13 protein-coding genes and 1 pseudogene are annotated in these 20,816 nt (G+C 72.9%); 5 read left to right on the top strand and 9 right to left on the bottom strand.

The genetic code is table 11. The features are described 5' to 3' along the window. Positions 1–76: 76 nt before the first annotated feature. Both ACY1JF_RS01575 and ACY1JF_RS01570 read right to left on the bottom strand, forming a co-directional pair. Positions 77–2,107 (bottom strand): serine/threonine-protein kinase, encoded by a 2,031-nt coding sequence (locus ACY1JF_RS01575; RefSeq protein ID WP_462703102.1) that lies wholly within the window; start codon positions 2,105–2,107, stop codon positions 77–79. A gap of 633 nt (positions 2,108–2,740) precedes the next feature. Then, entirely contained in the window at positions 2,741–4,447 is a 1,707-nt protein-coding gene (locus ACY1JF_RS01570; RefSeq protein ID WP_462703101.1) for a glycerol-3-phosphate dehydrogenase/oxidase, read from the bottom strand. Positions 4,448–4,771: 324 nt separating this feature from the next. Between ACY1JF_RS01570 and ACY1JF_RS01565 the strand changes: the two genes are divergently transcribed. After that, a complete protein-coding gene (locus ACY1JF_RS01565; protein ID WP_462703100.1) occupies positions 4,772–5,980 on the top strand; it encodes a nucleotide sugar dehydrogenase in 1,209 nt (402 codons plus the stop codon). A gap of 706 nt (positions 5,981–6,686) precedes the next feature. Here the strand turns inward: ACY1JF_RS01565 and ACY1JF_RS01560 are convergent. The 4 genes from ACY1JF_RS01560 to ACY1JF_RS01545 form a co-directional block, all read right to left on the bottom strand. After that, positions 6,687–7,811, bottom strand: a complete 1,125-nt coding sequence (locus tag ACY1JF_RS01560; RefSeq protein ID WP_462703099.1) for a GuaB3 family IMP dehydrogenase-related protein — start codon at positions 7,809–7,811, stop codon at positions 6,687–6,689. Between the two features lie 105 nt (positions 7,812–7,916). Then, positions 7,917–9,419 carry an IMP dehydrogenase gene (gene guaB / locus ACY1JF_RS01555; RefSeq protein ID WP_462703098.1) on the bottom strand — a complete coding sequence of 501 codons (1,503 nt, stop codon included), beginning with the start codon at positions 9,417–9,419 and terminating at the stop codon, positions 7,917–7,919. 199 nt (positions 9,420–9,618) lie between these two features. Next, entirely contained in the window at positions 9,619–10,209 is a 591-nt protein-coding gene (locus ACY1JF_RS01550; RefSeq protein WP_215167476.1) for a sigma-70 family RNA polymerase sigma factor, read from the bottom strand. A 406-nt stretch (positions 10,210–10,615) separates the two neighbouring features. Continuing rightward, entirely contained in the window at positions 10,616–11,227 is a 612-nt protein-coding gene (locus ACY1JF_RS01545) for a response regulator transcription factor (protein WP_003948568.1), read from the bottom strand. Positions 11,228–11,606: 379 nt separating this feature from the next. Between ACY1JF_RS01545 and ACY1JF_RS01540 the strand changes: the two genes are divergently transcribed. Beyond that, positions 11,607–11,936: a WhiB family transcriptional regulator gene (locus tag ACY1JF_RS01540; protein ID WP_462703097.1), complete on the top strand. Its 330-nt coding sequence runs from the start codon at positions 11,607–11,609 to the stop codon at positions 11,934–11,936. 41 nt (positions 11,937–11,977) lie between these two features. On the opposite strand, the gene ACY1JF_RS01535 is transcribed toward ACY1JF_RS01540, so the two are convergent. Continuing rightward, positions 11,978–12,877 carry a LysR family transcriptional regulator gene (locus ACY1JF_RS01535; RefSeq protein ID WP_462703096.1) on the bottom strand — a complete coding sequence of 300 codons (900 nt, stop codon included), beginning with the start codon at positions 12,875–12,877 and terminating at the stop codon, positions 11,978–11,980. Positions 12,878–12,982: 105 nt separating this feature from the next. On the opposite strand from ACY1JF_RS01535, the gene ACY1JF_RS01530 reads away from it, so the two are divergent. From ACY1JF_RS01530 to ACY1JF_RS01520, 3 genes and pseudogenes are all read left to right on the top strand, one after another. Further along, the gene (locus ACY1JF_RS01530) at positions 12,983–13,735 is read left to right on the top strand and encodes an MOSC domain-containing protein (protein WP_462703095.1); all 753 of its coding nucleotides are present in this window, start codon (positions 12,983–12,985) and stop codon (positions 13,733–13,735) included. A gap of 9 nt (positions 13,736–13,744) precedes the next feature. Continuing rightward, entirely contained in the window at positions 13,745–14,515 is a 771-nt protein-coding gene (locus tag ACY1JF_RS01525; protein ID WP_462703094.1) for an SDR family NAD(P)-dependent oxidoreductase, read from the top strand. A gap of 39 nt (positions 14,516–14,554) precedes the next feature. Beyond that, positions 14,555–15,862: pseudogene (locus ACY1JF_RS01520) on the top strand (acyltransferase family protein). Positions 15,863–16,043: 181 nt separating this feature from the next. Here the strand turns inward: ACY1JF_RS01520 and ACY1JF_RS01515 are convergent. Continuing rightward, positions 16,044–18,218, bottom strand: a complete 2,175-nt coding sequence (locus ACY1JF_RS01515) for a hypothetical protein (protein ID WP_462703093.1) — start codon at positions 18,216–18,218, stop codon at positions 16,044–16,046. Between the two features lie 298 nt (positions 18,219–18,516). Further along, complete coding sequence (locus ACY1JF_RS01510; protein ID WP_462703092.1) at positions 18,517–20,607, bottom strand: trypsin-like serine peptidase; 2,091 nt, start codon at positions 20,605–20,607, stop codon at positions 18,517–18,519. Positions 20,608–20,816 lie beyond the last annotated feature (209 nt).

The raw sequence follows: 20,816 nt of genomic DNA, 5'->3' as shown, positions 1-20,816 counted from the left end.
GCCGGAGGCAACCCGCAAAGAGGTGTCACCAGATCTCGGCATCACCAAACCCGCGCACGCCGGGCGCAGGGAGGTCTCAGGGCTTCGGCTCGAAGCTCTTCGTGAGGGTCTGCCAGGTGTCCTGGCGCTGGTCAGTGCCCCAGTCGGCGGCTTTGGCGGTGTACATGAGGGCGTACCCCTGGTCGGCGTCGACGACGAATCCCCGGTCGATCGTGCGGTACTTGGTGCCGCCGTCCGCATAGGTGAACTCCCAGTCGGCCGTGTTCCACCCCCGGTAGTCCACCTCCTCTATGCGGATCCTCTTGTACTGGGAGCGCGTCATGTACTGCTCCTGGTTCTTCCAGTCCGCCACCGGGTCGTCCTTCGGCGTGGATGTCCAGGCGACGAGCAGCTTCTGCCCGTCCGGGCCGGTGAACCGGTCTCCCGCGGAGCCCGTGGTCTGGTACTTCCAGCCCACGGGCAGTCCTATCTCGTACCCCTGGTCGCCCTGGTGCGTGGTGGCGGCCCCGCTGCCGGAGTCCTCCGAACCCGTCGAGTCCTCGTTCCCGTCCTCTTCGGTCCCGGCGGAACCGCCCGTGCCCGCGCCGTCGGACGCGCTGGCTCCCGTACCCGTCGAGCCGTCCGGTGTGGGCGCCGACGCCCCCGCGCCCGCCGTGCCGTCGTCCTGCCCGGTCCCGCCGCTCGCGGTGGCCGTGACCGTGCTCGCGGCACCGTCCCCGGCGCTCTGCTCGCCGTCGTCGCCCAGCGTGAGGGCCAGCACGGTGCCGATCACGGCGAGCACGACGACCACCGCGATGATCACCAGGGTGCGCCTGGGCACCACGTCGGTGAGGGACGCCTTCGGCACGGGCCGGGACGGCAGGTCCGGGGGTGTCATCACGGGCCAGCCCGAACCGCGTCCGCCCGCCGCCGCGCTCCCGCTCCCCGCGGCCGGCGTGGCACCGGTCCCGCGCGCCGCGCCGGCCGCGGCCGGTGTGCCCTCGGCGGACCCGGCGCCGGCTCCCGTGGCGCCGGGACCGGACCCGAGTCCCGTGGTGGCGGACCCGGTGGTGGCCGTACCGCCGCGGGACTTGGCGCGGGTCCCGGCCGCCGTCCCGACCGCCCCGGCCGAGACCGCGGCCTTGCGCACGGAGCGCAGCGCCCCCTTCAGCCGCTCCCCTGCCTCCTCACCCCGCCTGCTCCCGGAACGCTCGTCCGGCTGGGGGGGCAACGGCACGACCTTGGTCGCGTCCACCGGCTCGGCCGGCGTGCTCGCGGGCGCGTGGATCACCTTGTTGAGCAGCGCGCGGGCGCCCGCGTCGTCGAGCCGCTGGGCGGGGTCCTTGGTGAGCAGTCCGTAGATGACGTCCCGCAGCGGACCGGCGTTCTTCGGCTCCTCCAGCGACTCGGTCATCACCGCGGTGAGCGTCGCGATGGCCGAGCCCTTGTCGTACGGCGGCGTGCCCTCGACGGCCGCGTACAGCAGTCCGCCCAGCGACCACAGGTCGGCCGCGGGTCCCGGCTTGTGCCCGCGGGCCCGCTCCGGGGAGATGTAGGAGGGCGCTCCGACGAGCATGCCGGTGGAGGTGATGGACGGGTCGCCCTCGACCTGGGCGATGCCGAAGTCGGTGAGCACGACCCGGCCGTCCTCGGCGATCAGCACGTTCGACGGCTTCACGTCGCGGTGCAGGATGCCCTCGCGGTGCGCGGACCGCAGCACGTCCAGCACCGCCAGTCCCACCTCGGCCGCGCGCTTGGGTTCCAGCAGGCCGTCCTCCCGGATGACCTCGGCGAGCGACTTGCCCTCGACGAGTTCCATCACGATCCACGGCCGGTCGTCCTCGTCGACCACGTCGAAGACCGTCACGGCGCTGTTGTTGCGGATCCGCGCGATCGCCTTGGCCTCGCGCAGCGTGCGCGTGATCAGGCGCCGCTTCTCCTCCTCGTCGATGTTGGTCGGGAACCGCAGCTCCTTGACGGCGACCGTGCGTCCCAGGGTCTCGTCCTGGGCCCGCCACACCGTCCCCATGCCGCCGCGGCCGAGCACGTCTCCCAGCCGGTACCGCCCGGCGAGGAGACGTGCGCTCTTGTCCTGACGGGATGTCCCCGCCCGCTCCGCCTCCGACATGCGTCCCCTCATGCAACCCGCCCTGACAGAGCCTTCATTGTCCCTCACCCGACAAGTGCTCGACGCCCAGGGTGCCCCTGGCCGCGCCCCACGGTCCCATGTCCCGGACGGTCCGGTGAACCGGCCGTCCCCCCCGGCCTGGATCATGGGCGTGCCGAAGGCGGAACCGGATGCCACCGCTTCGGACGCTCCTGGCCCTGTCCGCGGTTCTGATCCTCCTCCCCTGTCTCCGTCCTCCCCTGCTCCCGTCCGGCTCGCCGTCACTCGCCGTCCCGGCCGGTACCGCCTCCCTCTCCCCTGGTCGCACGGGGCCGCGCCGCACCTGTCCGACGAGCGGCGCCTGCCGCTCGTCGGACAGGTACGGGGAAGCACTCTCCCCGGGCCCGGCACTTCACCGCGCGAGCCGTACGGCCGCGCTTCCGCCGCCGAGTTCCGCCCTCGCACCCGGTAGAACGCCCGGGATCCGTCCGGATATCCCGGCCCTGGACACTCGTTCGAGTGAACGCGTCCGCCGGGACCAGACCCGGGACCCCCACAGTCACAGCGGGACCAGGCCCGGGACCCCCACAGTCACAGCGGGACCAGGCCCGGGACCCCCACAGTCACAGCGGGACCGGGTCCGGGCCCCCGCCGTCACAGCGGCACGATGTCCGGCGCCCCCAGCCGCGCCGCGTCCGCCGTGAGGTCGTCGGGCTGGCGCTGGGACTCCCGCTCGGCCTCCACCCGCTTCTCGTAGTGCTGGACCTCGCGTTCGATCCGGTCCGGGTCCCAGCCCAGCACCGGCGCCATCAGCTCCGCGGCCTCGCGGGCGCTGCGGGTGCCCCGGTCGAAGGTCTCGATGGAGATGCGGGTGCGCCGGGTCAGCACGTCGTCCAGGTGCCGTGCCCCCTCGTGCGAGGCCGCGTAGACGACCTCGGCCCGCAGATAGTCGTCGGCGGCCCGGAGGGGATCGCCGAGCGAGGGGTCGGCCGCGATCAGCTCCAGCAGTTCCTCGGCCTGGGTGCCGTACCGATTCAGCAGGTGCTCCACGCGCACGACGTGCAGGCCGGTGCGGGCGGCGATCCGGGCCCGCGCGTTCCACAGCGCCGGGAAGCCCTCGGCGCCCAGTAGCGGCACGTCCTCGGTGACGCAGTCGGCGACGCGCGTGTCGAGTCCGTGCACGGCCTCGTCCACCGCGTCCTTGGCCATCACCCGGTACGTCGTGTACTTGCCGCCCGCTATGACGACCAGCCCCGGCGCCGGGTGGGCGACGGTGTGCTCGCGCGACAGCTTGCTGGTGGCGTCCGACTCGCCGGCCAGCAGCGGGCGCAGCCCCGCGTACACGCCCTGGACGTCGTCCCTGGTCAGAGGCACGGCGAGGACCGAGTTCACATGGTCAAGGAGATAGTCGATGTCCGCGCTGGAGGCGGCCGGGTGGGCCTTGTCCAGGTCCCAGTCGGTGTCGGTGGTGCCGATGATCCAGTGCCGGCCCCAGGGTATGACGAACAGTACGGACTTCTCGGTGCGCAGGATCAGTCCGGTCGAGGAGTGGATGCGGTCCTTGGGGACGACGAGGTGGATGCCCTTGGAGGCCCGGACGTGGAACTGCCCGCGCTCCCCCACCAGCGACTGGGTGTCGTCGGTCCACACGCCCGTGGCGTTCACGACCTGCTTGGCGCGGATCTCGTACTCGCCACCGCCCTCGACGTCCCGCACCCGGGCGCCCACGACCCGTTCGCCCTCGCGCAGGAAACCGGTCACCCGCGCGCGGTTGGCGACCGGGGCGCCGTACGCCGCCGCCGTACGGACGAGGGTGATCACGAAGCGGGCGTCGTCCATCTGGGCGTCGTAGTACTGGAGCGCGCCGACCAGCGCGTCCTTCTTCAACGCCGGTGCCACGCGCAGGGCGTGACGGCGCGTGAGGTGGCGGTGGAGCGGCAGGCCCCGGCCGTGCCCGCGGGCCATCGACATCGCGTCGTAGAGCGCGACGCCCGAACCGGCGTACAGCCGCTCCCAGCCCGTGTGCCGCAACGGGTACAGGAACGGCACCGGCTTCACCAGGTGCGGGGCGAGCCGCTCCAGCAGCAGGCCGCGCTCCTTCAGCGCCTCCCGTACGAGCGCGAAGTCCAGCATCTCCAGGTAGCGCAGGCCGCCGTGGATCAGCTTGCTCGATCTGCTGGAGGTGCCCGACGCCCAGTCCCGCGCCTCGACCAGCCCGGTGGACAGACCGCGGGTCACGGCGTCCAGGGCGGTGCCCGCGCCGACCACGCCGCCGCCGACGACCAGCACGTCCAGTTCCCGCTCGGCCATGGCCGCGAGCGACTCGGCTCGCTGCGCCGGGCCCAGTGTCGCTGTCCTCACCGCTGCCTCCCGCTCATCCCGCTCATCCGTCGACCGGTCGCGTCGGCCGCACCCGTCAGGCAGGCGAAGGCCGGTGGTTCCCAGTACCCCCCATGCTCAGATTCTGACCGGGTTGCCCGACTTCAGCCACCACGCGCCCAGGAGCTGTGGACAACCCCGGGAGACGCCCCGGGTGAACAGAACCCCCAACATTCACCGAAACTCGGCCGACCAATCCCACAAATCGGTCATATTTACTCCTAGTCTGACGTTGTGCTCGCCCGTTCTGTCCACAGGGCTTGCGCACCTGTCCCGCTCCGGATATTGGGAAGGACGGCCCACGCCATGCCCGCAGATCTCGCCGTCATCGGACTCGGCCCCTACGGCCTGCCCCTGGCCCAGGCCGCCATCGCCGCCGGCATCCCCACCCTCGGCTACCGGACCGGGCCCGAGGCCGGCTCCCTGACCCCCGCCGAACTGCGCCGGATGCTCGCGGGCGGCTTCCGGACGGCCGCCGGGCCGGCCGAACTGGGCCGGGTCCGCACCGCGGTCATCTGCGCCCCGACCCCGCCGAGCGAGGGCGGCGGCCCTGACCTCGGCCAGGTCGAGGCCGCCGCACGCACCCTGGCGGCACATTTGCGCCCGCACACCACGGTGATCCTGGAGTCACCCGTCCACCCCGGGACGACGGAGGGTTTCCTCCGCCCCCTCCTCGAAAACGGCTCCGGCCTGCGCGCCGGCCGCGACTTCCACCTCGCCTACTCCCCCAGCCGCGTCGACCCCGGCAACCGCGACTTCACCCCCGCGAACACCCCCAAGGTCATCGGCGGCCTCACCCCCGCCTGCACCGAGTCGGCCGCCACCTTCTACGGCCGCCTCACCGACAAGGTGGTACGCGCGCGTGGCCCCCGCGAGGCGGAGACGGTCCAGCTCCTGGAGACCAACTTCCGCCACGTGAACATCGCCCTCGTCAACGAGATGTCCGTGCTCTGCCACGACCTCGGCGTCGACCTCTGGGACGTCATCCGCTGCGCCGAGACCAAGCCCTTCGGCTTCCAGACCTTCCGCCCCGGCCCCGGCGTCGGCGGCCACTCCGTCGCCCAGGACCTGACCGGCCACGCCCCCCGCGGCCTGCGCATGGTCGAACTCGCCCAGCAGGTCAACAGCCAGATGCCCCGCTACGTCGTCCAGCGCGCCGCCGCCCTCCTCAACGAGCACGGCAAGTCCGCGCGCGGCGCCCGCGTGCTCCTCCTCGGCGTCACGTACAAGGCCGACCTCGCCGACCAGCAGGGCACCCCGGCACAGGAGGTCGCGACCCGCCTGCTCTCGATGGGCGCCGCGGTCAGCTACCACGACCCGCACATCCCGTCCTGGACGGTCCTGGACCGCCCCATCCCCCGCGCCGACTCCCTCTACGAGGCCGCCGCCGACGCCGACCTGACGATCCTCCTCCAGCAGCACCGCACGTACGACCTCCAGGGCCTGTCGGTCAAGGCCCAGCTGCTGCTGGACACGCGGGGGGCGACGCCCACCGGGGCGGCGCACCGGTTGTGAGAGGGGCGCGCGGATGCCGTCCCCGCCACGAGGGGTGTGGTGGGCGGGGGACTGGGTGGGTAACGTAGAGGCGGGCCCACCGCAGCCGGTACTGCGGCGGACCCCAGATGGATCACGGAGTGTCCACCCCTAGGTCTCTTGGGGGTGGCCGCTCGCCATCCGAAAATCCGCAAGATCCACCTCCTCCGGCACCGCGAAGAGGTGGAGCCCACCGCAGGGCTAGTGCGGCAGGCTCCAAGATGGATCACGGAGTGTCCACCCCTAGTTCTCCTGGGGGTGGCCGCTCGCCATCCGAAAATCCGCAAGATCCACCTCCTCCGGCACTGAACCGTCCGAAGACGGATCCGGTCCCAGCGGGTGGGCTTGCGGTGACGTCCCATGGGCACGCCCCCTTCCACGATGCCGCCGTCAGCCCGGTGGGCGGCGCGTCTGGAATTGGGGCCGGGCCCCGAGGGGACGGGGCCCGGAACGCGTTTCCTTGGAAGGGGGCGTCCCAGAGAACCGGGGCGCCGGACACGGACGTTACCGGCGCTCCAGGGCGCGTTCCGGCGCATTCGGGCCGAAGGCGACCATGCGCCCCCCGATCACCCTGCGCGCCCCCACGCCGGACCGCCCGGACGCCCGGACACGCGCAAGAGGCCGGTCGCCCCCGCAAGGGCGACCGGCCTCCAGCGACGACCGTCCGTCGTGACTACCGCCGGTGTGACTACCGCCGGTGCTGCGAGTCCGCCACCGTGACCTCGACCCGCTGGAACTCCTTCAGCTCGCTGTAGCCGGTGGTGGCCATGGCGCGGCGCAGGGCGCCGAACAGGTTCATCGAGCCGTCGGGGTGGTGGGACGGCCCGGTGAGGACCTCCTCCAGGGTGCCGACCGTGCCGAGGTGGACCTTCTTGCCGCGCGGCAGCTCCTCGTTGACGGCCTCCATGCCCCAGTGGTGGCCCCTGCCCGGCGCGTCCGTCGCGCGGGCCAGCGGCGAGCCCATCATCACCGAGTCGGCGCCGCAGGCGATCGCCTTGGGCAGGTCGCCGGACCAGCCGACCCCGCCGTCCGCGATGACGTGCACGTACCGGCCGCCGGACTCGTCCATGTAGTCCCGGCGGGCCGCCGCCACGTCGGCGACCGCGGTCGCCATCGGGACCTGGATGCCCAGCACGTTGCGCGTGGTGTGCGCGGCGCCGCCGCCGAAGCCGACGAGGACACCCGCCGCGCCGGTGCGCATCAGGTGCAGGGCGGCGGTGTAGGTGGCGCAGCCGCCGACGATCACCGGGACGTCCAGTTCGTAGATGAACTGCTTCAGGTTCAGCGGCTCGGCGGCGCTGGAGACGTGCTCCGCGGAGACGGTCGTACCGCGGATGACGAAGATGTCCACGCCCGCGTCGACCACGGCCTTGGAGAACTGGGCGGTGCGCTGCGGGGAGAGCGCGGCGGCGGTGACGACGCCGGCGTCGCGCACCTCCTTGATGCGCTGCCCGATCAGCTCCTCGCGGATCGGGGCGGCGTAGATCTCCTGGAGGCGGCGGGTCGCGGTCTGCGCGTCGAGGCCGGTGATCTCGTCGAGGAGCGGCTGCGGGTCCTCGTAGCGCGTCCAGAGCCCTTCCAGGTTGAGTACGCCGAGGCCGCCCAGCTCGCCGATGCGGATGGCGGTGGCCGGGGAGACGACCGAGTCCATGGGGGCGGCCAGGAAGGGCAGCTCGAAGCGGTAGGCGTCGATCTGCCAGGCGATCGAGACCTCCTTCGGGTCTCGCGTACGGCGGCTGGGGACGACGGCGATGTCGTCGAAGGCGTACGCCCGGCGGCCGCGCTTGCCGCGCCCGATCTCGATCTCAGTCACGTGTGTGGCCTTTCCCTCATGCGTTGCAGCGTCCTCCAGTATCCCCGACGGACACGGACGAGGGCGGCCCCGGTGCTCCGGGGCCGCCCTCGGGAAGCGCTCCGCTCACTTACGGCTGTAGTTCGGCGCCTCGACCGTCATCTGGATGTCGTGCGGGTGGCTCTCCTTCAGGCCCGCGGAGGTGATCCGCACGAAGCGGCCCTTGGACTCCATCTCCTCGATGGTGGCCGCGCCCACGTAGCCCATGGTCTGGCGCAGGCCGCCGACGAGCTGGTGCAGCACGTTGGCCAGGGGGCCGCGGTAGGGCACCTGGCCCTCGATGCCCTCGGGCACGAGCTTGTCGTCGGACGCCACCTCGGCCTGGAAGTAGCGGTCCTTGGAGTACGACCTGCCCTGGCCCCGGGACTGCATGGCGCCCAGCGAGCCCATGCCGCGGTACGACTTGAACTGCTTGCCGTTGATGAACTGCAGCTCGCCCGGCGACTCCTCGCAGCCCGCGAGCAGGCTGCCCAGCATCACGGTGTCGGCGCCGGCGGCCAGCGCCTTGCCGATGTCGCCGGAGTACTGCAGTCCGCCGTCGCCGATCAGCGGCACCCCGGCGGGCCGGGCGGCGAGGGACGCCTCGTAGATCGCCGTGACCTGCGGGACACCGATGCCGGCGACCACCCGGGTGGTGCAGATGGAGCCGGGTCCGACGCCCACCTTGATGCCGTCGACACCGGCGTCGATGAGCGCCTGGGCGCCGTCGCGGGTGGCGACGTTGCCGCCGATGACGTCGATGCCGACACTCGACTTGATCTTCGCCATCCAGCTGAGGGCGTTGCTGTTGTGGCCGTGCGAGGTGTCGACGACCAGGAAGTCCACCCCGGCCTCGGCGAGGGCCTGGGCGCGGTCGAGCGCCTCGGGGCTGGCGCCCACGGCGGCGCCGACGATCAGGCGGCCCTCCGCGTCCTTCGCGGCGTGCGGGTACTGCTCGGCCTTCACGAAGTCCTTGACCGTGATCAGGCCCTTGAGGACGCCGTCGCCGTCGACCAGCGGCAGCTTCTCGATCTTGTGGCGGCGCAGCAGCTCCATGGCGTCCACACCGGAGATGCCGACCTGGCCGGTGACCAGCGGCATCGGCGTCATGACCTCGCGCACCCGCCGGGAGCGGTCGGTCTCGAAGGCCATGTCGCGGTTGGTGACGATGCCCAGCAGCTTGCCGGCGCCGTCGGTGACCGGCACGCCGCTGATGCGGAACTTGGCGCACAGGGCGTCGGCCTCGCCGAGGGTGGCGTCCGGGTGGATGGTGATGGGGTTGGCCACCATGCCCGACTCGGAGCGCTTGACCAGGTCGACCTGGTTGGCCTGGTCCTCGATGGACAGGTTCCGGTGCAGGACGCCGACACCGCCCTGCCGGGCCATGGAGATCGCCATCCGGGACTCGGTCACCTTGTCCATCGCCGCGGACAGCAGCGGGATGTTGACCCGCACGTTGCGGGAGACGCGGGACGAGGTGTCGACCGCGTTCGGGAGCACTTCGGAGGCGCCCGGCAGCAGCAGCACGTCGTCGTAGGTCAGCCCGAGTGTCGCGAATTTACCGGGCACTCCGTCGACGTTCGCAGTCATGACACCTTCCCCAAATGGCCTTGATCGGTGCGGATGTCCATGCTAACGGGAAGTGGAGGTGGCTCATTCCACGATCATGGACATCCGCCGCCGTCGTATGTTCGTACGAAAGTGGCGGGCCGCCCGTTCGACGGACGGCCACCGTTCCCGCCGGGGCGCCGCCGCTCCCGACGCGGCGGCGCCCCGGCGGGAACGGCGGCTACTGCTCCGCCAGCGCTCGCAGCCGGCTCAGCGCGCGGTGCTGCGCCACGCGGACCGCGCCGGGTGACATTCCCAACATCTGGCCGGTCTCCTCCGCCGTGAGCCCCACCGCGATGCGCAGCAGGAGCAGCTCCCGCTGGTTGTCGGGGAGGTTGGCCAGCAGTTTCTTGGCCCACTCGGCGTCGCTGCTGAGCAGGGCGCGCTCCTCGGGGCCGAGGGAGTCGTCGGGCCGCTCGGGCATCTCGTCGGAGGGGACGGCGGTCGATCCGGGGTGGCGCATCGCGGCCCGCTGCAGGTCGGCGACCTTGTGGGCGGCGATGGCGAAGACGAACGCCTCGAACGGGCGTCCGGTGTCCTTGTAGCGGGGCAGGGCGAGGAGCACCGCCACGCAGACCTCCTGGGCCAGGTCCTCGACGAAGTGACGCGCGTCGCCGGGCAGCCGGGACAGCCGGGTGCGGCAGTAGCGCAGCGCGAGGGGGTGGACATGGGCGAGCAGGTCGTGCGTGGCCTGCTCGTCTCCGTCTACGGCGCGGTGGACGAGCGCACCGACTGTTCCCCCTTGCCCAGGGGCCGTCTCGTCGTCACGCATCGGTCCATGGTGCCTTGCGGCCGACGCGGGCGCGGCATCGCGTCCGTTGTTGTGCACCGAAGCGTTATGAGCGGGTGCGCCGGAACTCATCCCCTGCGCCCTCCCCTGCCGCTCGACCGACTCGTCCCCGAGGAACTCCACACCTCAAGGATGCGGCATCGGCGCCGAAACGGGCAGCGGGCACCCGGCGGCTCCGTTCGTCACCCCCGCCCACCTGGTGGTGGGCGGGGTCTGCCGCACCCGCGTCGAGGTCTGCCGCACCCTCGTCGCGGTGCGTCGAATCCTTGTCGAGGTACGTCACATCCTCGTCGAGGTCTGCCGCATCCTCGTCGAGGTGCGTCGCGCCCTGGTCGAGGCGCGTCGCTCCTCCGTCGGGCCCCGTGGGTCCGCGCCTCACGGGCGTCGCCTAACGGACCAGGCCCCACCGGAAACCGAGCGCCACCGCGTGCGCCCGGTCCGAGGCGCCGAGCTTCTTGAAGAGCCGCCGGGCGTGCGTCTTGACGGTGTCCTCGGAGAGGAACAGCTCCCGGCCGATCTCCGCGTTGGAGCGGCCGTGGCTCATTCCCTCCAGGACCTGGATCTCGCGCGCGGTGAGGGTGGGCGCGGCGCCCATCTCGGCCGAGCGCAGCCGTCGCGGGGCCAGCCGCCAGGTCGGGTCGGCGAGCGCCTGGGTGACCGTGGCCCGCAGTTCGGCGCGCGAGGCGTCCTTGTGCAGGTAGCCACGGGCGCCGGCGGCGACCGCTAGGGCCACGCCGTCCAGGTCCTCGGCGACCGTGAGCATGATGATGCGCGCGCCGGGGTCGGCGGACAGCAGCCGCCGGACCGTCTCGACGCCGCCCAGGCCGGGCATGCGCACGTCCATCAGGATCAGGTCCGAGCGGTCGGCGCCCCAGCGGCGGAGGACTTCCTCGCCGTTGGCCGCCGTCGTCACGCGCTCGACGCCGGGCACGGTCGCGACCGCGCGGCGGAGCGCCTCTCGGGCAAGCGGGGAGTCGTCGCAGACGAGGACGGATGTCATGGCCGTCCTCCGCAGCTGATGCGCGTCACCTTGAGCCTCCAGGCTGGTACGAAATCGTCACCTGTGCGGTCACCGTCCCGGGCGCCCGCCCGAGCGCTTGTTCCTGCGACCGCCTCCGCCCTCTCAACGACGGTCACTCGAAAGAGTTACGGGGCTGTGTGTCGTTTTCGGCACTCTACGTGAGGGGGCGAACACGACGCGGTCACGCGCGGGAGCCCTCGGCCTTTCCTCACAACTCGTGCCCCATTTAGACGCTTTTCTTCCCCTTGGGAGGTGTCTAGCACTAGATTCGCAATGAGTCATATTTTCATCTCCTTAGACCGTAGTCGTACGGTCGTGGATACGACATCCACCCATATCGGTTACAAGGGGTCACGCCATGGCAGATTTCTCCCGCCTTCCCGGACCTAACGCGGATCTGTGGGACTGGCAGCTGCTGGCCGCCTGCCGCGGGGTGGACAGCTCGCTCTTCTTCCACCCCGAGGGGGAGCGCGGAGCGGCCCGGAGCGCTCGTGAGAACTCGGCCAAGGAGGTCTGCATGCGGTGCCCGGTCCGCGCCGAGTGCGCCGCGCACGCGCTGGCGGTACGGGAGCCCTACGGCGTGTGGGGCGGACTGACCGAGGACGAGCGCGAGGAGCTGATGGGACGGGCGCGCAACCGTCTGGTGCCGGCGGCGGCCGGCAGTACGGACGCCGCCCCGAACAGCTGAAGGAACGTTTCTTCAAATGCCGCGCGCGGCACGCGCGCGGATCAGTGCCCCGCGGCTCGCGCCAGTTCGTCCAGGGTCGCCGCCACGGCCGGCACCTGCGCCAGGTCGGGCAGCGTGAGGGCGACGATCTCGCGCCGCACCACCGGCTCCAGCCGCACCGTGCGGGCACCGCGCGGCCTCACCGACTCGACCGCGAGCTGCGGGAGGACGGCGACGCCGAGACCGGCGCCGACCAGGCCGACGACCGCCGGGTAGTCGTCGGTGGCGAAGTCGATCCGGGGGGAGAAACCGGCCGCCTCGCACACCTCGACCAGCTGGCCGCGACAGCGCGGGCAGCCCGCGATCCACGGCTCGTCGGCCAGTTCCCCGATGGCGACGGACCCGGCGTGCGCCAGGGCGTGCCGGTCGGGCACGAGGGCCACCAGCCGGTCCGTCAGCAGCGGCCGTACGACGAGGTCGTCCCACTCACCGGCGCCGCCCGCCGCTCCCTCGTAACGGAAAGTGAGCGCCACGTCGCAGTCACCCTCGCGCAGCAGTTCGACCGAGGCCGGGGGTTCGGCCTCCTCCAGGGAGACCCGGGTGCCGGGGTGGGCGGCGCGCAGGGCGGCGAGCGCGGTGGGGACGAGGGTGGAGCTGCCGCTGGGGAAGGAGACCAGGCGGACCCGTCCGGCGCGCAGCCCGGCGATGGCGGCGACCTCCTCCTCGGCGGCGGTGAGCCCGGCGAGGATGCCCGCGGCGTGCCGGACCAGCGCCTCGCCGGCCTGGGTCAGCCGCATGTCGCGCTGGCCGCGGACCAGCAGGGGCGTGCCGACGGACGCCTCCAGGGCCTTCATCTGCTGGCTGACCGCGGGCTGGGTGCAGCCCAGCGCGCGCCCCGCCGCCGAGAACGAGCCGGTGGCGGCCACGGCGCGCAGCACACGGAGATGACGAGCCTCGATCACGCGACCGAGGATAAGCGACGGGGACGGCCGCGGATAAGCGATGCTTTGGCCCGCGGGCGGAAAACGCTTCGACGCTTTGGCCGGGGCTCTTCTACCGTGCCGGACATGAAGCTTCTCTCCGTGAATCTGGGCCGCCCCGAGACCGTGCCGTACACCGATCACCCCCGAGGCGTGACCGGGATCGACAAGCGGCCCGCCGACGGGCCGGTGCGGATCGCGGCGCCGGGGCCGGACGGGGCCGGCGGTGTCGTCGGCGACGCGGTGTGCGACACCCGCCACCACGGCGGCGACGACCAGGCGGTGTACGCGGTGGCCCGCGAGGACCTCGACGACTGGGAGCGCGAACTGGGGCGCCCGCTGCGCTCCGGCGTGTTCGGCGAGAACCTCACCACCGTGGGCCTGGACGTCTCCGGGGCGCTGATCGGCGAGCGCTGGCGGATCGGCGCCGACCTGGTCCTGGAGGTCACCAGCGGGCGCGTCCCCTGCCGCACCTTCCAGGGCCATCTGGGTGAGAGGCAGTGGGTGCGGCGGTTCACGCGCAAGGGCGCGCCCGGGGCGTACCTGCGGGTGATCGAGCCCGGCGAGGTGCGGGCGGGCGACCCGGTCGAGGTGGTGCGCCGGCCCGGTCACGAGGTGACGGTGGCGCTGCAGTTCCGCGCGGTGACGACCGAGCGGGAGCTGCTGCCGCGCCTGCTGGCGGCGGGTGAGGCGCTGCATCCGGTGGCGCTGGCGAAGGCACGGGCGTACGCGGAGGGGACCCGGACGGCCGCCGCTTCCCGGGGAGTACTGGCCTTCACCGGCGCTTCACCGGACGAAGGCTCGGTGAGCGAACCGGACGCCGGCGGTCCGGGTCACTAGCCTTACGCCATGACAACGGCATTGATTACGGGATCGACGTCAGGCATCGGCGCCGCGTTCGCGCGGCGGCTGGCGGCCGACGGGCACGACCTGGTGCTGGTCGCCCGCGACACCCGGCGGCTGCGCGAGCAGGCGACCGAACTGCACGACCGGCACGGTATCGAGGCCGAGGTCCTGACCGCCGACCTCGCCGAGGACCCGGGCATCGAGGCGGTGGCCGCCCGGCTGGGCGACCGCAAGAACCCGGTCGACCTGCTGGTCAACAACGCCGGCTTCGGCAACAGGGGCCGCTATCTCGACGTCTCCATGGCCGACGAGCTGCGGATGCTCAAGGTGCACTGCGAGGCGGTGCTGCGGCTGACGTCGGCGGCGGCGACGGCGATGCGCGCGCGGGGCCGCGGCGGCGTGGTCAACGTGGCCTCGGTCGCGGCCTTCGTCCCGCGCGGCACGTACGGCGCCTCCAAGGCGTGGGTCGTGCAGTTCACGCAGGGCGCGGCGAAGGACCTGGCCGGCAGCGGCGTACGGCTGATGGCGCTGGCCCCCGGCTTCGTGCGCACGGAGTTCCACGAGCGGGCCGGGATGGGCACGGACAGCATCCCGAACTGGATGTGGCTGGACGCCGACAAGGTGGTCGCGGCGGCCCTCGTCGACCTGGCCCGGGGCAAGACCCTGTCGATCCCCGACCCCCGCTACAAGGCCCTGATGGGCGCGGCGAAGCTGGTGCCGCGGGGGGTGCTGGGGGCGGTCAGCGCGCGGACGCGCAAGTACGGGCCGCAGTGAGCCGCGCCCGCGGGTGTGCGTGACGCACAGCCGCGGGTGATGGCGAAGGGGGATGTACGACGGCCGGATCATGAGGGGAAGCGGGAGCGGCGGGGCGGCGGAGGTGAGGCCGCCCGGTGCGCGCGGGGCGGCGGCGCCGCGGCCGGTGCGGTGGCCGTGGGCACCCCGGCGGGCCGCCTCCTCTCCCTCGCCCCCGTCCGCCGCGTCGGGCGGATCTCGTACTCCTGGTACCTGTGGCACTGGCCGTTCCTCGCCTTCGCCGCGGTGTGGCTGGGCGAGCCGCCCCTGTCGGTGGCGCTGCTCGCGGTCACCCTCTCCTGGATACCGGCCGCGCTGACCCACCGGTACGTGGAGAACCGCTTCCGGCACGCCCCCGAGCGGTCCGTACGGCCGCGCCGTTCCGGCCTGGTGCTCGGCACGGCCTGCACGGCGGGGGCGGTGCTGTGCGGGGCGGTGTCCTGGACGGCGGTGCCCGGCACCCGGCTCGCCGAGGCGGCGGACGCGCCCGGCGCGGCGGTGCTGACGGCGGGCGGCACGGACCTCCAGCGCACCGCCGACGCGCTGCGGCCGTTGCCGGAGACGGCCGAGGACGACGTGGACGCCGCGCACGACGACTGCCTGGTGGACCAGTTGGACACCTCCCTGGCCGGCGGCTGCGTCTACGGCGACACCTCCTCCGGCACCACCGTGGTGCTGTTCGGCGACTCGCACGCCGTGCAGTGGACGCCCGCGCTGAAGACCATCGCCGAGCGGCGGGGCTGGCGCCTCGAGGTGCTGACCGAGTCGGCCTGCTCACCGGCCGAGGTGACGATGTGGGCGACCCGGCTGAGGCGGGCGTACACCGAGTGCGACACCTGGTGAAAGGCGGCGCTCCAGCACATCGAGGACGAGCGGCCGGCCCTGGTGGTGACCGGGGCGCGGGCGACCACGCCGGTGGCGGGCGACGGCGAGCGGCTCGGCGAGACCGCGAGCGCCGAACTCACCGAGGAGGGTTACGCGAAGACGCTGCGGCGGCTGACCGGGACCGGCGCGAAGGTGCTGACCTTCGCCGACAACCCGCACCCCGCGCGGGACGTGCCGTCCTGCGTCTCGGGCGCGCTGGACTCCCTCGCGGACTGCGCCACCGCGAAGGGCGACGCGCTCGGCTTCGAACAGGTCGGCGAGGTGGCGACGGACGAGGTCGACGGGGCGTCGATCATCGACGCGACGCCGATGCTCTGCCGGGACGGGGAGTGCCCGGCGGTCATCGGCAGCGTGGTCGTGTACCGCAACGACGACCATCTGACGGCGACGTATGTGCGGACGATGACGGCGTGGCTGGGCGGGGAGTTGCCGGTGGCGGTGTGACGGGCACAGGCCGGCGGTGCGTCGCGCGCCAGGGGCCGCGGGTGGTTCCGCCGCCGAAGGACCGGTTGTCGGAGGGGCGCACCGGGACTTTGGTCCTGTCCTCGGAGAATCACGCCCCGCGTCTCGGCGGTTCTCCTCCCGCGCAGGCCTAGAACACCTGCCCTCTCAGGATTTCGTCGTCTCAGTTCTCCCGGCGCGGAACCAGCTCGAGCCGGCTGAAGGCCTCGGCCACCCGCGACCGCCGGCCGGCGGTCGACTCGTCGGCGCCGACCGAGCCCTCGTCCAGGGTGCGCAGCCGGGTGACGGCCTCCTCCAGGTGGGAGGCGCCGCCGCCGAGAACGACCCACTTGCCGACCTCCGGGTGCATGACCAGGTCGGCGTCTCGGTTCTCCTCCTCGGAGACGGGAGCGTCCACCCAGATTTCGCAGCTCCCGGTCGCGCCGACCGGCACGCCCTGCGCGGACCAGCCGACGGTCACGGTGACGGTGTGACGGCCGGGCCTCTCGAGCGGGAAGCCCGCCGAGCTCCAGAAGACCCGGTACTCGGCCTCCAGGAACCCTCCGGGCGCCAGCGGGGCGAGCTTGGCGGCGTCACAGGCGATGACGAACGGCCGTACCGGCTTCTCCTCGCCGCTCTCGTCGCGGCACGACATGGTGGCGAAGAGCGCCTCCAGGCGGACGTCGTCGGGGACCAGCAGTTCGGCGCCGGAGGTGTTGGTCAGTCTCCAGGAGACGGCCACCGGCGCGCCCAGGGGGGCACGCCCGGTCTCCGCGCGCACTTCCAGGCTCAGTTCGTCGCCCCGGAACAGGTTGCGGTCGGCGGCCTGCGGCGCTCCCGCGGGGAACCACGAGGCGAAGGGCCAGCCGCCGGGGCGCACCACCGGATCGGGCATGTGCGCCAGGTGATTGCGCACGGTCGGGTTGAAACCGAGGTTGATCTGGTCGGGGAAGACGCCCGGGGCGCCGGTGGTGGGGCCCGCCAGGACGTCGGCCACGCTCGGCGTGGTGGTCATGATCGAGTTGTCGGCCGCGGTCTCGCTCTCCTGGTGGATCTGGTTGAAGGCGTGGGTCACCTCATGGGCGGCCGACCGGAGGTAGGCACGGGGAACCTCACGTTGTCTGCGGTTCTCCGCGGTGCCGAAGTGGACGGAGTTGGTGCGGGGGTAGCCGTCGTTGCTGAAGCTGGCGGACCCTTCGCGGGGTACCGCGATCTGGTCGTACATCACTCCGCGGGAGCAGCCCATGGTCGCCGGTACGACGACGAGGTGGGTGCGCCACTCGGTGTCGAGGTCGGTGTCCGTTCTTCGGACGGAGGCCATGAGGGCATGCAGGTCGGCCGGGGACCAACAGGCATCGGGGTCGACGCCGGACGGTACCGGGATGTCGGTCTGGGCCTGGACGTGGTCGATGGCCAGCTGCCAGCCGGCCGTGGCGTAGAGGGTGTCGAAGAACTCGTGCCCGGTTCCGGCGGCGTTGGGGACGGGCTGGGGCGGAACGGCCCCCAGCAGCGTGTCGATCTCCAGTACTGCCCGGCGCAGAAAGCCGGAGACCCACTTCAGCGTCACCGATCCGCGTTCCACGCCGCCCTCCAGCACACGTCCCTCGAACCGCGGTCCGCGAAGGAAGGGGAACGGCGAGGGCGTGGTGGGCACCTGGGTGAGCTCGAACCGGAGGGAACGGCTGGGCGCGTCGGGGAACGAGCCCTGGAAGGAGCCGGCCGGCGGACGCGTGTAGTCGAACTCCGCGACGTCGAGGATGACCTGGCAGGGGGCGCCCCTGGGCACCAGTGTGGGAATCGTCAGGCGGGTGCCCTTGAGGTAGGAGCGGTACTCGTCGCGGGGAAAGACCGGAATGCGCGGGAAGATCAACGGGAAGGGCCGGTCGGTCCTGCTGGCGGTGGCGGCCACGGACGCGCCGCCCTGGGCGTCCCCGTCGGACGGGCGGGAGCTTCCGGCGCCGTCGGGGATCGGGGGCAGCGCGAGCGGCCGCCGGTAGAGGTCGCCGCTGACGATCAATCCGTCGGGTCCCGAGTCCGGCGCCGCCCGGTCGACCCGCAGGGTGCCGACGGTGGCCTGAAGGGTGGGGCGGTGAGGACGGATCGTCACTTCGTAGCAGCCGTCCCGGAGGTCCACGTCGCACCGCCGCAGAGGGAGCGGCGACGCCGGCGGCGTCCCGGGGACTCCGGGCGGCGGGGAGAAGTCGGGCGACTGCGGCCTGCCGAGCGCGTTCGGCTCTGCCGGCGGCGTCGGCTCGGCGAGGATCACCGTGGCGACGGGGACGCCGCGGGGAACGGCGTCGGCGTGGTTCGGCCACAGGTGCTGGGCGGTTTCGGAACGGTTCGGCGCGTCGTCGCGCATGGGCGTCCTCCGGAGTTGGTTCGGCTCCTCTCCGGGGACGCGGAACGCGTCTGTGCCGTAGTGGGGCGGCGCACACTCCCGGTGCCGGCGCGAGGCGCGCGGCAGAGCGGAACTGTTGGTTCCAAGGAGACTCAAGCAAGAGACCGGTACGGCTGCGAGTAAGGGCGAGCCGTTCGGGTAACGGCGCCCGGCACGGGCACGGGCACGGGCACGGGCACGGGCACGGGCACGGGCACGGTGGTGCCCCGGCCTCGGTACCCGCGTCGGCCGGGCGGGCGGTTTCTCCTCTCGTGCCTTCTCACACGGTGAGGCGGTCACCGATCGAGCGGGCCACCTCGGCGTGCGCGAGGTATTCGACGATGTCGTGCGCCCGGTCGCGGGCGTTGACGACGGCGAGGTCCGCCGGACCGTCCGGCCAGTCGTCGCCGAGGGGGCAGCCGATGGCGACCGGGTCGGTCGGGCACCAGGCGTTGAGCCAGTCCGCGACCTGGCCGGGTCGGCGCGGCCCGTCGGACAGCAGCCTCCGCCGCACGCTGTCCATGCCGAGCGGACTGCCCACCGTCGTCAGGTGGACGGTCCGCACACCGGCCTGCGGCCGGGTGAGCAGATCCATGCCCACGACCGTGCCCAGGCTGTGCGTGACGAACACCCACTCCCCTTCCCGCGGCACGGTTTCCAGGACGCAGCTCAGGACCTCCTCGCGGATGTCCCGGTCGTCGAGGTAGGCGGCGACGTCCCGGAAGATCCGGGAGATGGTCCATGTGTCGATGTCGCTGCGGGCGGCCAGCCAGCCCAGGCGCCGCCACACGGCGGCGACCAGCGGGTCCAGCCCCACTCCCTCGGCGGTCTCCACCCCCTCCTGGGCGCCGGGCGGCGCGTACCACCGGGCGGCGGCCTCGCCGAGGATCTCCTCGTACACCGCACGGGCCCCCGGGGAGCTGGGGAGGGGGGCCGCCGACGTCCCGGCGGCGGGGGAGACGGACTCACGCGTGTCCAGGGCGTGCGCCAGCCGGTCGCCGTAGAACGGGAAGCAGACGTCCGCCGGGGCCACCGTCGGCAGCCCCGCCCGGACCAGGCCCATGTTGAGACCAGCGGTCCATTCCCGGCGCAGCGCCTCGGGGTCCTTGCCCTGCTGGGCGCGGCCGTGCAGGAAGACGAGGTGCCGCCCGCCGCCGAACGCGCCGCCTCGCGCGCGCACGCCGCGGGAGCCCTTCACAACGGCCTCCGTGGAGGCCCTCCCGGTGAGGGCCTCGGCCGGACCGCTGTCGCCGGCGGACGGGACGCCGGTGACCACTGCGGTGGCGGGAACCGGTCCGGCGAGGGCGTCCACCGTCGCGCCGGCGGCCTGGACGCCCGCGAGGCCCGTCTCCGGCCCCATGCCGGCCAGCGGTTCCCGCTGCGCGGGGGTGAGCGGCAGGGACGCGAGGTGCGTGAGGATCACGCTGATGCGCACGCCCTCGTTGGACACCCAGTCCAACGCGTCCTCGCCGTCCCCGGGCTCCCAGACCCGGCCGTCGCGGCGCAGGAGACGGCCCTGGTCATCGGTCCGGGGCACGCCGCTGTGGTGGAGGGCGACCACCTCCCACTGGTCGTTGAAGACGGGAGAGCCCGAGTTCCCGGGCTCCGTGTCGGTGCGGTAGTGGATGAAGTCGTCCAGGCGCACCTGCAGGGCGTTGTCGCGTACCGCGATCTCCTTCAGCCGCCCCATCGGGTGGCCGATGACGTTGACCGCCTCGCCGATCACCAGCTTGCCCAGCTGGGCGCTGAGCCGGTTCCAGCCGAACGTCTCGCCGGGCGGCTTCCCGTCCGGGCCGGGGGAGACCGCCACCAGGGCGTAGTCGAGGCGTTTGTCGGCGACGAAGAAGGCGTCCGGGTCGAACTCCAGCCGGACCGGTGCCTGCGGGGTGTTGTCGACGGTGACCTGGGCGTCGAACTCCGCGAAACAGCCACGGGCCGCGCCGGTGTCGGGCAGCACGTGATGGTTGGTCATCAGCAGGCGGGGTGACACCAGGAATCCGGTGCCGGCCGGCAGTTCGCGGCCGTTCTCCCTGGTCGAGATCCGGGCGACGGTGCGGGCGGCCCGGGCGCCGCGCGGCAGGAAGCTCCAGGCCTGGAGCTCCTTGGACACCCCGAGGATCCGCTCGAAGGCGTCGGGGGCGGCCAACGGTTCGGACCGGACCGCCTCCACCATCATCGCGGCCGGCACCGCCTGCCGCTCCAGCAGGCGGGCCGTGCGCGTCGCCAGAGCCTCCGGCGAGTCGGGGAAACCGATCCCGGCGTCCTGCCGTCGTTCGGCCTCCCGCCGTTCCTCGCCGCTCTCGCCGTAGCGGGCGGCCGCCGCGGCCGCCTGACGTACCCGCTCGCCGCGTGATCTGTCCGTGAGTCCCATGGCCCTCACCGTCCCGTTCCTCGAGGAACGGGGTGCGCCGCTACGAGGCGGGCCGTCGTCCGTCGGGGAGGGGACGCCTGGCACGCGGAGTGTACCGGCGGGGCCCGTTCCCGGGAGGCACGGGCTCACGGCCCGTGCCCACGCCGACGAGCAGACGGCCGGCCGACGCCGAGGCCGGCCGCGTCGCACGCCCGCTCACCTTTCATGGT

The organism is Streptomyces sp. SYSU D01066-1 (genome assembly GCF_054956795.1).
Note: the sequence above shows the minus strand (reverse complement) of the source record. Positions and strands in the feature narration are given on the sequence as shown.

Coding starts and splice junctions, on each gene's coding strand:
- ACY1JF_RS01510 (WP_462703092.1), bottom strand. CDS start 20,607: ATGGGACTCACGGACAGATCACGCGGCGAGCGGGTACGTCAGGCGGCC.
- ACY1JF_RS01565 (WP_462703100.1), top strand. CDS start 4,772: ATGCCCGCAGATCTCGCCGTCATCGGACTCGGCCCCTACGGCCTGCCC.
- ACY1JF_RS01545 (WP_003948568.1), bottom strand. CDS start 11,227: ATGACATCCGTCCTCGTCTGCGACGACTCCCCGCTTGCCCGAGAGGCG.
- ACY1JF_RS01525 (WP_462703094.1), top strand. CDS start 13,745: ATGACAACGGCATTGATTACGGGATCGACGTCAGGCATCGGCGCCGCG.
- ACY1JF_RS01515 (WP_462703093.1), bottom strand. CDS start 18,218: ATGCGCGACGACGCGCCGAACCGTTCCGAAACCGCCCAGCACCTGTGG.
- guaB (WP_462703098.1), bottom strand. CDS start 9,419: ATGACTGCGAACGTCGACGGAGTGCCCGGTAAATTCGCGACACTCGGG.
- ACY1JF_RS01540 (WP_462703097.1), top strand. CDS start 11,607: ATGGCAGATTTCTCCCGCCTTCCCGGACCTAACGCGGATCTGTGGGAC.
- ACY1JF_RS01550 (WP_215167476.1), bottom strand. CDS start 10,209: ATGCGTGACGACGAGACGGCCCCTGGGCAAGGGGGAACAGTCGGTGCG.
- ACY1JF_RS01530 (WP_462703095.1), top strand. CDS start 12,983: ATGAAGCTTCTCTCCGTGAATCTGGGCCGCCCCGAGACCGTGCCGTAC.
- ACY1JF_RS01575 (WP_462703102.1), bottom strand. CDS start 2,107: ATGTCGGAGGCGGAGCGGGCGGGGACATCCCGTCAGGACAAGAGCGCA.